Genomic DNA, 15,240 nt, shown 5'->3' with positions numbered 1-15,240 from the left:
GTCCCCAGCTATACTTATTAAACCCTGAACCCCACCCCGCCAAAGCTGCGCTTTTGCTCCCTCCCGTTGGTAAGGGGAGGGGTTGGGGGTGGGGTGCAATGGCTGTGGGAATCATAACTAATTAACCGGACATGATATTACGCAAAACCCACACTTGATTCGCTAATTCATGAATTACCGCTACGTGAAAATAAGGGTTTGGGCTATTGTTTGCATAAGTCTTGACTTGATAAGTAGTTAGACATGATTAAATATAAAACGCTGAGTAGAGTAATTAATTTAATTGAGGTTAAAGATCAATACCGTTCAAGTTAGAGATTTTGTGAGAAGTTGACCATCCAAAACCAGGCCAAGTTGCCCATTGGCAAAAACGCTAGTTCCTTGGATATAAGGAGCAACTGGGATTGCTTCCCCTAGAGGATGGATTGCAGAGGATTGCTTACCGATGATGCAATCTACTTCTAAAGCACATAGTTTGTCTAAGTAACGAAATACTAATAACGGCTTATCCTGCTTGAAAGCATTTAGTGTATCTGTACTGTAAGTAGTAACTGGGCTGGGAAGGTGGTTAGGACAAATCAGCACATCAGTTAGTAAGTGGATAGGGACGAGCATTTCCGTTGTCGGATGCTCGCTACCGCCACGAAGGAAGCCACTGGAACCGCCAGAAGACTGCAAAAATAACATGCGTCCCGCTTGAGTTTGGAGAATTTGTTCGGACTGGGATAGACAAATCTGCTCTACGGAATCGGCAACAAATGCATAGACTCTGGAGTTAGCTTGACAGACAATCAGTTGAGCAATTTTTTGTTCGAGGGGAATTTGCAGCGAGAAGGCTGTACCATGTCCAGCTTTAGACTTCAATACTATTCTTCCTTGAATAGCTGTTAATTGCTTGCAAACTTCAGTTAATTCTGCTCCTAACTCTAAGGCAGCATGATCGCACAAAACAGATGAAACCTCTGGTTCAAGTACCAACTCGGTCACTTGTAAGATATCCCCTGGTTTTGTCAGGGCAAATCCTTGGGCTAAAGCTTGTTGATAAATTTGAGATAAGTTAAGTCCTGCGCCATCATCACAGCCATCAACGATCAGTTGATTTCCCTGCTGGTAAACTTCAATTTCAATAATACCGTTGCTATTTTTACTTAGCTGTTGGCGTGTTTGGCAAGACTCAATACTTTGCTCTAGTAAATAGCAACTTATATGCAACAGGAGGATACGGAGGCGATCGCTAAACGCGCGATCGACTTGGATATCGCTAATTTGTAAATGTAGTCTAGCAGACTTATCTTGTAGAGCTTGTAACTGAGACCAAAGCCGATGCAACGGTTCTAAGGCTACTTTTAAAGGAATAGTTGTAACTTTTTTGACTAAATCAGCAGAACGGTTAAGCAACTTTTCCTGCTGTATGAGTTCTTGTTTGAGTTGGTGATGATCGTTATTCAGGGAATGAACAGTTGATGCCACTTGAGATGCTTGGGCTAAAACAGATTGCAGAGTACTGTACAATTGGTGAGAGCGAGAAGCAGCTAGAGGAGAAAGGGTATCTGAAATTGCTGCTAAACGTCCTGACCATTCCTGTAGATTATCCAGCAGGCGTTGTAATCGTTTAACTTGTCGAAGCAACTGCCCGATGGTATGTTGCTGTTGTTCTTCCTGACAAGCTTGCCGATCGTAGTTAATTAGTAATGTTGCAAGGAGCGCGTTTAGTTGTTCGAGATGCTGAATATTGATTGGTGTGGCGGCTGGAATACTTGCTGCAACAATCGTAGGAATGGATTCTTGCAAAGAGAGTGGATGGCGATCGCCAAAAGATTTAACTAGGGATGCTTCAGATATTTCAGTAGGCAGGAAAAAATCCCCCAACCAAGCCTGAAAATCTCCCTCCTCCAGGTTTACTACTTCCCCTACATTGGCGGGAAGTCTCTCGGTATCTACGTGACAAAGGCTACCAGACTGAGGGCTAGTTTCAGCTATTGGTTCCCTGTCAAAACTTTCCTTGTCTTCAACCATAACTTGCTCTGGTAGAGATGCAGAAGATTCGACCTCGGCCAAGGAATCGCTAAACTGGATAACTAATCGATTTTCCTGCGGTTGCTCTACCCATGTCTCAAGGTTTGTTTCTTGGGAATCGCCAAACTCTGCTTGCAGACGAGCAACAATGGCAGACATACGCTGGAGAATTTCTACTTCGTCAATTTTCGAGGCTGTTAAAAATGCCATCAGTAGCATCTGTAGGCAATCTAATCCTTCCGACAACAAAGAGGCAATGGGGGCGTCAATAGTTGCCCGATACTGATGCAAAAGCTGAAAAATCTCTTCTAGTGCAGCCGCAACTATCGCAATGGTATCTAGCTCGGCTGCTATAGCAATCGAATGCAGAGAGCCAGCAGCTTCCATGAGAGCCAAAGCTGTACCGGGGTTACTGTCTTTTGTATAGTTAGGCAACTCCTGCTCCAAGAACAGTAACAAATCGATCGCTTCTTCTAGAAAGCGATCGTCGTTCTGCGGTTGGGGGACAAAATCGGTACTCATGAACGCAACTCTCAGTTTCTATGGGGTTTGTGACAATTCTATGGCTTCGACATTAGACTTCTTGCAGAAGTTGGGAAAAGGGTAAGGGGTAAAGGGGAAAGGGCTAATAAAAACCCTTTTCCCTTTAACATGAGTCCCTTTCCCCCTCTTGCAAAAGTTACTTTTGCTCATAGGTCTATTGATTTGAGGCTACTAGCAGCAATCTGGGCGATCGCTCTAAATTGCTCCTGGATTTGCGCGATTGACTCCAGCCCCGCACTGATTTGGCGATCGCACGGTTCGACAGCAGAAGCAACGTCTGCTGCTGCTACCTGGAGTTCTTGGAACCATTCCTCTATATTGAGCGTGCTTTCGCGGGCTTGACGGGCGAGAATTTCCACCTGTTCGGCAGCAGCTAGCAAACTTAGTTCTTGCTCGCTAGCTTTTGTTGCTTCGATGGCTGTATTCAAAGACAAAATCTGAATTTTGCTACTCAAGCCTTCCACAAGGCGAACAAAGCCAGAAGCTTGCTGGCAAAATTCACTAAGATATTGCAGCTGTTTATTAGTAATAGCAACAGTATCTTGAATAGACATTAAATGCTCGTTAGCAAACTCGGCGATTCTTGCTCCTTCTTCTACAGTCTGGCTCACTTGCTGAAATGGCACTAGTAACTCAGACCGATCGAGGGATTCAAGTTGTTGAGCAGGTGGAGCTACTATTTCAGCCGAGTGCAAGTTAATTGTCAAGATCATTCCGACTTGTTGCAGCAAACTGCGCTCTGCTTCCTGCCATTTGCGGGGTGAAAGGCAATGATGAATAACTAACAAACCCCAAGGCTGTTGTTTGACAATCAAAGGCAAGCACAGGCTAGCTTGCACCTGAAAGCGTTGCCAAAATTGCTGTTGGCGCAAAGTTAGTTCTAATACTTCAGTTAGGTTGTTGAGTAAGTGTTGTCCGTCACCAACATCGGGTTTAGTAACAAACAAATTTATCGGTAGGGATTGGTTGAGTAGGGATGTCCAACCCGCTTGTATGGCTTCAGCGATCGCTCGACTGCGATTATCTTCCTCAAAACGGTAAATCAGGACGCGATCGGCGTTGAGAACACCTCGTAGGGCGGTGACTGTAGCCTCCAAAAGTGCGGTTTGACCTTTTGCCTGCTGCATTTGCCGCTCGATCGCCGCAAGTTGTTCTCGCTGGAGATGAAAAGCCCTTTGCACATTGTCATCATTATCACTGGGCGAATCCTTAGCCAAAGCTTGGATAAAAGCTTCGATTTGACTTACCTTCTGCTGCAATTGAGCGACCTTTGGCCCCTTAGCAGATAGAAAGACTGCTTTGAGTACAGCCACATTAGCCAAAATTTCTTCTATCTGGATTTGATTGTCAGGCTGGGTTTCAAAATTCGGGTTTAAAGTTGCGATCGTCACGGAAAACTCCTTGGCAGCATCAAGTTAAATCAGTGGGTTTGCCATTGCAATGTCTGGGCGATGGCTTTGGTGTCTAAAATCCAGCGATCGCCTGGCAGAATACCTCGAACAAAATTTAGTAGTTTGTTGGGGGAAAAGTCGGTTGGCGCCGATTGTGCTTGCTGTAAATCCTGCCACTCTACATCTAAGACTTGAGCGACCAAAAACCCGACTACCTGATTTTGCAGCTCGACAACCAGAACTATTGGCTTTTCTGGTCGTGACTGCCGCTTAAAAAGCGGTGCATAACCAAGCAAATGTTCTAAGTCAACCAGCCGCAGCATCTGTCGTTGCCAATTATAGAAACCTAAAATCCAACTTGGTAAGGCCGGGGCTGGAGAAATGTCTTGGCTAGCGACATGAATAATGTCCAGTACTGAGTGGAATGGTAATAGTCCACTTCCTTGATTCCCCAAGGAAAAACGCAGAAATCTTTGCCGTTGTTCGCATGATGTCAACCCAGAAGCCAAAGTTGAAGTTGCCCCAGGCAACCCCAACTTATCAGCCAATATCTGGTTCATGCCTAGAAGCAGGACTTTGAGTGGTTCTTCATTTGGTGCTACAGACAAGACAGCCATGTGGCTAACAAAGTTTAACTCCGCCACTTGCCGATAAGACCAAGGCACCGGACGCACAGCTTCCAAAGGAATATCGATTAAAGCAGGGGGCTTGTCCACAGGAATGCCACAAAGTTCTCCAGTCCGCGTTTGAGTCAGAAGTAAAAAGCGTCCTGAAGTGTCAACCGCAGAAACTTGGTGTGTCTGTTGGGTTTGTAATTGCGGAATTAACTTCTGGCGTAAGTCCACAATCGTAATAGTTTGCGCTCCCAAATCGACCATCCCGATCCCACTTTCAACCGTACTGCTAATAGGAGGACAAGCAATCACCTTGAGAACTGCACCAACTGGCAGGGCAAATAAATAGTCTGCGATCGCAAAAACAACGACTCGTAATGAGTCGGTTTCGCTCACAGTGCCAGATAATCGCTTAAACGGAAAGGGAGTGTTAAGCATAAATACTAATTCGTAATTCGTAATTCATGAAGAAGGGGAAAGGGGAAGGGGGAAAAATTTTATTATTTTAATGACTGATTTATAGATTGAATTTGATTAGATAGCATACGGCTCAACTCCATAGCTTGATTAGAAAGTTGTGTATAAGTTGGTTGGTCTATATAGCCCACTTCTAACGCTACTCTTAAAAGACTGCGAACTTCACCAGCAGACCCTTTAGCAATATTTAGAAAGTTTAAGTATTCTTTGCGAGAATATCGTTCAAATCCTTCTGCAATATTTGCAGGTATTGATACGGTTGCACGTCTTAACTGATCTCTTAAACCAAAATCTTTACTCAGTTCACCTTCCTTAGTCCTTAAGTATATTTGTTTAACTAAATCAATACCTTTTTGCCATACTTTTAAATCCTCAAAAGTTTCAATTTTTTTCCTTTCCATTCCTTCCCTTTCCCCTTTCCCCTTTCCCCTTTCCCCTATCGCAAAGGGCTATTAACCAGTTCAGCGATAGTGGCTAGGAAATTCTGTTCGGAATAGGGTTTGGTCAGGTAAGCTTTCGCCCCTAGAGCTAAAGCTAATTGGCGGTGCTTCTGTCCGCTACGAGTAGTCAGCATCACCACAGGAATCCCGGACAAACGCTCGTCTTGGCGATGGTGTTCTAAGAACTCAAATCCATTCATACGTGGCATTTCAATGTCACAAATCACTAAATTGACATTACCGTGTTGCAGCATTTGCGCGATTCCCTCTCGACCATCGCCTGCTTGCAACACTTGATAATCGGCTTTCTGGAGTGTCTGCACCAAACTTTGCCTTTGTACAACTGAATCTTCCACCACTAACACCGTCAGTCGGTTAGGTTGAGCAACGGCTGTATTGACTTCCATTGGCTGTGGCTGCGGTTGGGTTATAGTTAGCTCGTGTTGCCCCTCTAGAGTAAGAACAGGCTCAGTCGCGGGTAAGAGTTTAGTTGTCAGACTTGATGCCTGGGAAGTCGGCATTATATCTGTCTCCCAGGTTTGACGAACTAACTCCAACGGGTCAATGGTTAGGGTGAGGCTACCATTTCCCAACACGCTGTAGCCTTGGATGTAACTAGGTAAAGTCAGGACTCTACCGAGGGATTTAATTACTAATTCCTGCTCGACTAAAATCTGATCGACTTGCAAACACAGGTATTGCTGCTCTGTTTGCAACAGTAGCAGAGGTTCGACGGTGTTGCGTTGTTTGACTGGAAAAGGACTGAGGGTTAAATTGTGGTCTTGGGTGAATAAAGGATATTTGTAATCCACTAAATTGGCAAGCGGGCGGATGGGAACTAGTTGCTGATTTTGCCCTTCTCCCCACTGCCAGAATTTTTGCATACCTTGCCCGTGTAAAGATTGCTGCACTTGAATCTGGTCTGGCTGCGGTAATAAAACCTGGCTAATTCCTTCAGACAGCAAGGCATAAGTAATACCTTGAGATTGACAAACGAGCAAGCGTGCCGTTGTTAAGCTCAGAGGCAATTGCATAATGAAAGTGGTTCCCTGCCCTGAAAGCGATCGCACCACAATCGAACCTTGTAAAGCTTGCAATTGCGTGCGAACGACATCTAAGCCGATACCACGGCCAGATAACTCACCAATTTGGTTAGCGGTAGAAAAGCCTGGTTCAAATAATAACTCTGCTAGTTGGTCTTCGGAGGCGTAGGCGGCTTGTTCGGGAGTCAATAGGTGTTTTTCTATACCCCGCTGACGAATGGATTCCCAGTTTAAACCTCGACCATCATCTCGTACCTCAATAGTAGTGCGATTGCCTTGATGATAGGCTTGAATTGTAATTGTTCCGGTTTCTGGTTTACCCTGCTGTCTGCGGGTTTCTACCGGTTCAATGCCGTGATCGAAGGCATTGCGAATCATGTGCAGCAAGGGATCGTACAGCTGCTCAGAAATGGCTTTATCCACTAGTACCTTAGTACCGCCAAGCTTGAGTTCAACAGGCTTATGATAAGTTGCTACCATCTGTTGCAGGAGGCGGGGAAATCGATTCAACACTGTTCCCAGTGGCACCATTCTGGCTTGCAGCAAATCTTCCTGCGCTCCTGAAAGCAGTTGCTTGCGCTTTCCGAGACTGAAGCGAGATTGCTGAACTAAGGCATTAAAAGTCTCAATTCGTTCTCCTAATTGCACCATGTCTTCTGTAAAATTTTGCAGGAGAATGTGCAACTCGCTATAGTTATCCATTTCTAAGGCATCAAAATTGGATTGTGCCTCGGCAGTTGGGGAAGCAGAGATAACTGAGCGTGGAGATACATGCATGTTTCGCTGCTTGCGTTCGGGAAGCAGCAAATGTCGATCCGACCAAGTAGAAACTTTACTAAGTTGTTGTTGACAGTACAAAAACTGTAGTAGAGTGTCTTGAGCTGCTTTGTGGATGTGGTTAGATTGCAGGTTTTGTTGGTTTTCGTTGATTAGCAATTCCCCAATCGTGTGGCTGAGGCGATCTAGCTGTTCTATCGCTACTCGGATACTAGGAAGTGATGCCGATGACTGAGCCTGGAGGCTTGGTGCTGGTGGTGGAGAGACCGGTCGATCTGAGTCTGAGTATCGACAGGATGTCTGTGGATCTCCTATCCAGATTGACTGTAAAATCCGCTCTATGGCAGAGGGGACTACTAGGGAATCTTGAGAAATAGATTCCAGTACCTCCGGTGCTTTCGGTACGGAGTGATCGTTCCGCTTCGGGAAAAACGACCAAATTGATTCCGCTTCGCTGGCACTGAGGAGGGGGGATGGCTGATTCTCAATTGTAGTCGTTGGTGTGGGTGGGGCAGCTATGGAAACTGGCTGACTTTGCGGTTCTGGGGCAGGAGTTGTTACCCCTGCCCATTCTCGCAATTGTGGAGATATCTCTCCCCCTTGAATGCGATCGCCTGCAAGGACTGCTGCTTGAGCCGCTTTAAAATTTTCTAAAGCCACCTGAGCAATTTGCAGTACTTTGTCTGGATGTGCTTTGAGGGCGTTTAGGGTCGCCTGGGCTATTTCTTCCAATCCAAATAAGCTATAAGATGCTGCTAGTTCGGCAAAAAATTCTGCTTGAGAGTTGAGTGTTATTTGAATTTGCTGCGAATCTTGGCTTTGAATGTCAGCTTCTAGCTGTTGCAAATCCTGGGTTACACTCCCCGAAAAGATTGACTCTACCACGTCAAAGCCAAGTTCTTCCGAACTGGGAAGCGGAGCCTCACGACCAAAAAAGTCGCCTAGTTTATGTTGGAGTTGGGCGAAGATTGAGGCAGTTTTATCGAGTATTTCTGCCTCATTGTAGGATAAGCCCATCAAGGTGGCGCTCAAGGGAGTTCGCAGACACTCATAAGCATCTAGAAGCAAAGCACCCAATTCTGGATCGATTGCCAATTCTTGAGGGTATAACGCCTGGAATACATCTTCCAAATGATGGGCAATTGTCTTAATCGTTTCCTGTCCAACACTGGCAGCACTCCCTTTGAGAGTATGGGCGCTTCGCATCAAGGCGTGAACTTTTTCTGTGGTTTTTTCATCAAGTAAACCGATCAGACTCTGTTCGATGGTTTGCAACAACTCTGCCGCTTCAGCCAGAAAAGCCTGCTCTAACTGCTCTTGATTACTGTGATCGGTGTTCATAACAGTTTTGCGAAATTATACCAATTCTCTAAAATGAGGCAACACATTCAAACCCCCAAACCTAGATTCCGTCTAGCTTTCTTAATTACGAATTACGAATTACGAATTACGAATTGGTATTAGTCAACTTTGAACTGGCTAACGCTGGTTTCCAGTTGTTGTGAAGTCATCCGTAGTTCCTCAAAAGACTCGGAAATGTGGATGGCACTTTGGGAAGTCTTGCGAGCGATCGCCGATACATCCATCATCGCCTCTGTCAATATCTGAGATTGCTGACTTTGAGTGGAAACTGCTTGAGTAATTCCTTGCACCAGCCCGCCAATTTCGTTGGTAGCTGCCACGATCGCAATCAGGGAATGACGAGTCTCATCGATTAAGTTCGAGCCTTGGACAACTTGGGTAATCCCGACTTCCATGGCTTCGGTAACTTCGTTGGTGCCAGTTTGAATTTCTTGCACGAGTCGTTCAATTTCTGTGGTGGCACTCGCTGACTGATAAGCCAGGGAACGAACTTCATCTGCAACCACCGCAAAGCCTTTGCCATACTCTCCGGCACGGGTAGCCTCGATGGCAGCATTGAGTGCCAGCAAATTAGTTTGAGTGGCAAAGTTTTCAATCAGACTCACTACTTTCGAGATTTTCTGAGAAGCTTCACCGAGGCGTTTAATCTTCTTGGCTGTTTCCGACACGGTTTCCCGAATCTCCAAAATGCCATCTACGGTTCTTTCCATCAGAGAATCGCCAGCTTGGACGGTTCTATTAGCTTCTTGAACCGCCTGTCCTACTTTTTGGGCATCAGCAGCGACTACCTGGGTGGAAGTTACCATCATTTGTAATTGTTCTAGAGCGTTTTCGAGCCGTTCTACCTGCTGCTGAGCTTGGTCAGATAGTTTCACTACTGAGGTAGTGTTATGGCTGGAATTTTCACTCACCTTGCCAGCAGCAATCTGCACTTGTCGCACCAAATCTCGCAAGCTTTGGATCGTAGTGTTGTAACCATCGGCGATCGTCCCAATTTCATCTTCAGATAGGGGCGCTCGAACGGTGAGATCGCCACTGAAGGATGGTTCCAAAGCCTGGAGAACGCGTAATGCTCCTTGTTGCAGTTTTTCCCGTGCAGTGCGATCGCGCTCTGCTGCTTCTGCTAGTTGCTGCTCTTGAGTACGCACCTGTTTTAAGTACTCTGCAAGATTCAGGGCAAGACCAATCTGTACGCTGGCTTGGTTGAGAACATCCTCCTCTGATTGCTCCCACTGGCGCGCTGCGCTATTTTGATAAACTCCCATCAGCCCCCAGAGCCGATCTTCTTGAAAAATCGGCGCAATCATGTAGGCTTTAGTTCCCCACATTTCTAACAATTGGATGTGGCATTCGTCATGACCGACACTATATATATTGTCAACCCGCAAACTTTCTTTGCGGGCATAACGTCCGCCTTTGTTGTACTGGAGAAAGGTATCTCTAACTCTGGCAAGGCTAGTTCCCACAAGCTTAGGCCAATCCCCAGTTACAGACTCAACTACAAATTCTCCAGACCAATCAGGCTCAAAACGGTAAACTCCAACTCGATCTACTTTCAGCAGTTGACGAAGTTCGTGGGTGGCAAACTGGACAAATTCCAAAACATTACCATGAGTTTGGGCCATCTCTGTTAACCGACTTGGCAAGCGATAGGAAAATCGGGCGTTTGCTACTTCCCGTTCTGCCAGTTTTATCAGTTCCTCATTCTTGTTTAAGGTTTGTTGTAAGTATTGCGATTGCTGGACGGCTACCCCAAACTGTGTGCCGATTTTCGCTACCAAGTTGATTTCATTATCTTGCCATTGTCGCGGCCCGTCATTTTGATATGCTCCTAATAAACCCCAGAGCTTGTTTCCAGCAATAATCGGGGTGATGATATAGGCTCTCATCTGGAATTGCTCTAGAATTTTTATGTGGCATTGGGCATGATTAGAAGTGTAAATGTCATTGATCACAAATGTCTCGTTGTGGCGATAGCGTCCACCTTGAGTTTGTTGTAGGTGTTCGTCTTCCCATACAGTCTTGATATCCGGGCCAACCAAAGCTACCCATTCACGACTTACGGATTCGGCAATAAACTCCCCACCCCAATCTGGATTGAAGCGATACACTGCTAGGCGATCGCATTCCAGGTGCGATCGCAATTCTGGTAGGGCATTGCGGAAAATTATATCTAGCTCTTGAGCTTGGCGAATTTTTTCTGCCAGCCTTGTCAAGGCTCGTTCCCCTTCTGCGGTTCGCGCTAACTCTGCATTCTTCTTTTTGAGCTGTTCGATGTACTTAACCTGTTGCAAGCCTATACCCATTTGCAAAGCTAGTTTTCGCAACAGTTGCACATCCTTGGATTTCCACTGCCGAGGGCCAGTATTTTGGTATGCTCCTAAAAAGCCCCAAAGTTTGTTTCCAGTGAAAATAGGAGCAATTGTGTAAGCCTTGGCCTGGATTTTTTCTAATATCTCTAGGTAGCACTGGACGTGACCGACAGCGTAAATATCATCGACAACAAAGGTTTCATAATTGCGATAGCGTCCGCCTTGAGTTTCTTGTAAGTGTTCGTCCATCCAAATCGTTTTGATGTCAGAACCAGCTAAAGACAGCCATTGATTTTTTACGGATTCGGCAACAAACTCCACACTCCAGTCAGGATGAAAGCGAAATACTGCTAGGCGATCGCACTGGATTTGTTTGCGTAAACTTGGCAGCACATTCTCAAAAATTGTGTCTAGATCCTGGGCTTGACGAATTTTTTCCACCATCGCTGTCAGCACCTGTTCCTCTTCTGCTGCCCGCGCCAACTCAGCATTCTTCGTTTTCAGTTGTTCGATGTACTCGGCTTGCTGCACACTTAAACCCAACTGAATGCCCAATTTGGTCAGCAATCGCACCTCCTCGGAATTCCACTGGCGTGGCCCACTATTTTGGTAAGCTCCTAACCAACCCCAAAGTTTGTTTCCAGTAAAAATAGGGGTGATCATGTAGGCTTTAACCTGGAACTGCTCCAGTAGGTCGATGTAGCACTGAGGATAACCAAAAGTATAGATGTTATTAACGGCAATGGTTTCATTGTTGCGATAGCGCCCGCCTTGGGTTTGCTGTAGGTATTCGTCTTCCCAGATGATCTTAATATCGGGGCCAACCAGAGGCACCCAGTCACTTCCTACAGATTCAGCAATAAATTCACCACTCCAGTCAGAGTTGAAGCGATAGATTGCCAGGCGATCGCATTTGAACAACTGCCGCAATTCTGCCAAGGTAGTGCGGTAGAGCGTTTCTAGCTGTTGGAACTGACGCATTCTCTCCGCCATGCGTGCGATGGCGTTTTCTACTTCAGCTACTTGTGTCATTTCAAGATTTTTTAACCGTAGCTGTTCGATATATTCAGCTTGCTGGAGGGCAATGCTCAACGGTTCGCCGATCTGCAACAAAGCACCGGTCTCTTCTTCAGTCCATTTGCGGACATCAGAATTTTGATAGGCTGCTAACAAACCCCAAAGCTTACCAGCGCGGAAGATGGGAACAATGATGTATGCTTTGGCTTGGAACTTCTCTAATGCTTCTAAATAGCAAGGTGAAAAACCAGCAGCATAAATATCGTTGACTTTGCAAAAGCGCGTTCCTTTGGGGTAAATTCCACCCTGGGTTTCCTTAAAATAGGTATCTGTATCCGGTTTAATAGCAGAGCCATACTCCTTAACATGGCAACGCTCTGAAGATATCAAACCTGTTTTTAAAATGCCGTCTTGTTCCTGTATCTCAAATAGTGACGACCAACCAGCAGCCACAGATTCAGCGATAACTTCTCCACTCCAGTCTGGATAAAATTGATAAACGACAACGCGATCGCATTTTAAAAATCGCCGCAACTCTTGGGTGGTAATGCGGAAAAGGGTACGAAGATCCGTTGCTTGCCCAATCTTTTCAATGATGCCGAAAACAGTACGTTCTCGTTCAATTAGTTTGGCTGACTCTTCAGAGCGTTGATAAAGTTGTTGCTGATATTGCAACTGTTGAATAGCAATACTAGATAGAGATGCCACCTGCACCATCAGTCGAACTTCACTATCTTTCCACTGACGAGGCTGCGAATTTTGATAAGCAGCGAGCAAGCCCCACAACTGTTCTCCCTGGAAAATGGCAACAATAATGTATGCTTTGGCTTGATAGCTTTCTAAAACTTTGATATAGCAGTCTGAAAAACTAGCACTGTAAATATCATTAGTGACTCGATAAATCTCTCCGCGATAGAAGGTTTTGCCTTGGGTGTGCTGAATGTAGCTATCTGCACTGTGCGATCGCCCTGTTGTCCCAACCAATCCCCCTTCGTCTGCAAAGTTCCTAACACTGCAATAGTTAACGTTCTTGACAATTGCTGGATTGTTTCGCTGTTCTTCTAACAGAGAAACCCACTCAGATCCAACAGATTCAGCAATAAATTCCCCACTCCAATCTGGCTGGAAACGATAGATTGCCACGCGATCGCATTTTAGTGACTGTCGTACTTCTTGGGTGGCAACGCGAAAGATGGTATCCACATCTTTGGACTGGAGAATTTTATTCGCTACACCAGTAAGGATTTGGTCTTTTTCCACTTCTTGTTGCAATGTAGCTTGAATCGCGGCAACTTGCAGTTGCACTTCTAATTCCTGCGCGATTAATTTTAGTGACTTAATTTCAGCATTCTGCCACTGGCGAGGTGCAGTGCATTGCTGTACTACCAACAAACCCCAAACCCCATCTTTTGTTAAGATTGGCAAGCTCAAACAAGCTCTTACCTGAAACCGATCCACGAGCTGCTTTTGGTAAGGAGACAAGCTTGCAGTGTAGGTATCTGGAATTGCTACTAATTTTTCTTGTTGATAAAGCTTGACAGAGCTTAACCCAAAAGTGACCGCGGGCAGTTTTTCCTTCAGCATTGGGGTAAAGCCATCCCTCATGGCCTCTGCTGCAACTATCCCCAGCGTTGGATTAGTAAACTCATACAGCACCACGCGATCGACTTGCAGGGCGCTTTGTACCTCCATGACAGCAGTAGTAAGCAAGGTATTTAGATCGGAAAATTGGCGGATTTTGCTGGCGATCGCCTGTATTTGCTCTATCTCTAATCCATCTTCTCCATCTTGATATGGCAACACACTTACCAGTTCTTTTAATTTGCGGATTCTGTCTCGCAATGGCCCTGTTTCCACCCAATCAGCTTGATCCAGTTCAGTTCTCAATTCTTCTAGAGTGGAGATAACTTGCTGTTGTGCAGGTAAACCAACGGTATGACCGTTGCTGGAAGTTGAGTGTGGTTGGTTGGGTGTAAGATTGGGTTGCGTTACCATAATCTTTCTTGCTATTAAGGTTGTCAAAGTAAGTTAAGGAGGCAGGGGGCAGGGGGCAGGGGGCAGGAGGCAGAAGGCAGAAGGTAATTTACATAAATGAACTTAGAGGATTTGATAAGGACACATTTTTTCTTGCACTTGCGTGTCTCTTAGCCGTAAGGCTTCTCGAAGAGTAAAAAATCTTTTTACTTTTTTCATAAATTTTGGCAGAGAGGAAAACTGTATTATCTTCCTTCTGCCTCCTGCCTCCTGCCTCCTGCCTTCCTTCGATCAGAAGCTCTGAACTTTAAAGAGACTGAAGGGCTTGAATCACAGCATGGGTGTCAACTAACATCAAAGGGTTACCTTGAGCATCCATAAAGTAACCCTGCAAGAACGATTTGAGTCGGGCGGGTAACATCGATGCCGAAATCGCTAACCGCTCTTGGGAGTCATAAACTTCAATGGTATTGACTTGCTCCACCAACAGCCCGACAGTTTGATTCTGGACTTGAACAAGCATCGCCATGCCAGAGTTGCGTACATTTTCTCGCCGACACCAGTGTGTTGCTCCCAGTAAACCTGCTAAATCAAGAATCCAGATAGCTTCCCCCCGCCAATTCATGATGCCTAACAAGAATTCTGCTACCTGCGGCACTGGTAAAATCTCTGTGAGTGCAACTTGAATTACTCCCCGCAAATCGGCTAGTGGGAGTAACCCGTTTACCTTTCCATTTAACGGAAATCTTAAAAACCTCTGGTTGTTTCCTTGGGGAGAGTTTTCAAGTGGAAATTGGCTATTAATGGGTAGCGCTCTAAAGCTACCATTGCCCTGTACCATTGCCCCAGTTTCCTTTAGCGAATAAATTTACTAACAGTCTGGAGCAAGGTATTTTCATCTACAGGTTTGACTAAATAGGCATCGGCACCACTCATAGTGCCCCAAGTTTTATCAACATCTGTGTTTTTAGTTGAGCAAATTACTACCGGGATTGCTTTTGTTATCGGATCGGCTTTCAACTTGCGGCAGAACTCAAATCCACTTTGACCTGGCAAAATCAAATCCAGTAAGATTAAGTCAGGTTTTTGTTGTTTTAACCGTAGTTGAGCCTCTTCACCACTGCGAACTTCATAAACTGAATATCCTCCTTGTTCCAGGTAACGTGTCATCTTTTCGGATTCTGTGAGGCTATCTTCAACTAAAAGAACTTTTTTCATTTTTATTCCTAACTATTTAATTCAGAATTTGAAAAATAATTGCGACAAATGAATTA

Annotated in this window: 8 protein-coding genes; all 8 read right to left on the bottom strand. The window is 45.3% G+C overall.

Translation table 11 applies throughout. From position 1 onward, the window contains the following. Window positions 1-306: 306 nt before the first annotated feature. Window positions 307-2,538 (bottom strand): chemotaxis protein CheW, encoded by a 2,232-nt coding sequence (locus tag I8748_RS22105; protein ID WP_198126698.1) that lies wholly within the window; start codon window positions 2,536-2,538, stop codon window positions 307-309. A gap of 167 nt (window positions 2,539-2,705) precedes the next feature. After that, window positions 2,706-3,950 (bottom strand): GAF domain-containing protein, encoded by a 1,245-nt coding sequence (locus I8748_RS22100; protein ID WP_198126697.1) that lies wholly within the window; start codon window positions 3,948-3,950, stop codon window positions 2,706-2,708. A 29-nt stretch (window positions 3,951-3,979) separates the two neighbouring features. Next, complete coding sequence (locus I8748_RS22095) at window positions 3,980-5,002, bottom strand: chemotaxis protein CheW (protein ID WP_198126696.1); 1,023 nt, start codon at window positions 5,000-5,002, stop codon at window positions 3,980-3,982. A gap of 62 nt (window positions 5,003-5,064) precedes the next feature. Beyond that, the gene (locus I8748_RS22090; protein ID WP_198126695.1) at window positions 5,065-5,442 is read right to left on the bottom strand and encodes a four helix bundle protein; all 378 of its coding nucleotides are present in this window, start codon (window positions 5,440-5,442) and stop codon (window positions 5,065-5,067) included. Between the two features lie 35 nt (window positions 5,443-5,477). After that, window positions 5,478-8,642, bottom strand: coding sequence for a hybrid sensor histidine kinase/response regulator (locus tag I8748_RS22085; protein ID WP_198126694.1), 3,165 nt, complete (start codon window positions 8,640-8,642; stop codon window positions 5,478-5,480). 119 nt (window positions 8,643-8,761) lie between these two features. Continuing rightward, a complete protein-coding gene (locus I8748_RS22080) occupies window positions 8,762-13,987 on the bottom strand; it encodes a GAF domain-containing protein (RefSeq protein WP_198126693.1) in 5,226 nt (1,741 codons plus the stop codon). A gap of 286 nt (window positions 13,988-14,273) precedes the next feature. Next, the gene (locus tag I8748_RS22075) at window positions 14,274-14,807 is read right to left on the bottom strand and encodes a chemotaxis protein CheW (RefSeq protein ID WP_198126692.1); all 534 of its coding nucleotides are present in this window, start codon (window positions 14,805-14,807) and stop codon (window positions 14,274-14,276) included. A 14-nt stretch (window positions 14,808-14,821) separates the two neighbouring features. Then, entirely contained in the window at window positions 14,822-15,184 is a 363-nt protein-coding gene (locus I8748_RS22070) for a response regulator transcription factor (RefSeq protein WP_198126691.1), read from the bottom strand. Window positions 15,185-15,240: the final 56 nt, after the last annotated feature.

The sequence above is a fragment of the Amazonocrinis nigriterrae CENA67 genome, assembly GCF_016056305.1.
GTDB lineage: Bacteria > Cyanobacteriota > Cyanobacteriia > Cyanobacteriales > Nostocaceae > Amazonocrinis > Amazonocrinis nigriterrae.
This window is presented reverse-complemented; position numbering and strand designations above follow the sequence as displayed.

Excerpts from the sequence above, each read along its gene's own strand:
- I8748_RS22080 (WP_198126693.1), bottom strand. The coding sequence starts at position 13,987 with ATGGTAACGCAACCCAATCTTACACCCAACCAACCACACTCAACTTCC.
- I8748_RS22070 (WP_198126691.1), bottom strand. The coding sequence starts at position 15,184 with ATGAAAAAAGTTCTTTTAGTTGAAGATAGCCTCACAGAATCCGAAAAG.
- I8748_RS22095 (WP_198126696.1), bottom strand. The coding sequence starts at position 5,002 with ATGCTTAACACTCCCTTTCCGTTTAAGCGATTATCTGGCACTGTGAGC.
- I8748_RS22105 (WP_198126698.1), bottom strand. The coding sequence starts at position 2,538 with ATGAGTACCGATTTTGTCCCCCAACCGCAGAACGACGATCGCTTTCTA.
- I8748_RS22090 (WP_198126695.1), bottom strand. The coding sequence starts at position 5,442 with ATGGAAAGGAAAAAAATTGAAACTTTTGAGGATTTAAAAGTATGGCAA.
- I8748_RS22085 (WP_198126694.1), bottom strand. The coding sequence starts at position 8,642 with ATGAACACCGATCACAGTAATCAAGAGCAGTTAGAGCAGGCTTTTCTG.
- I8748_RS22075 (WP_198126692.1), bottom strand. The coding sequence starts at position 14,807 with ATGGTACAGGGCAATGGTAGCTTTAGAGCGCTACCCATTAATAGCCAA.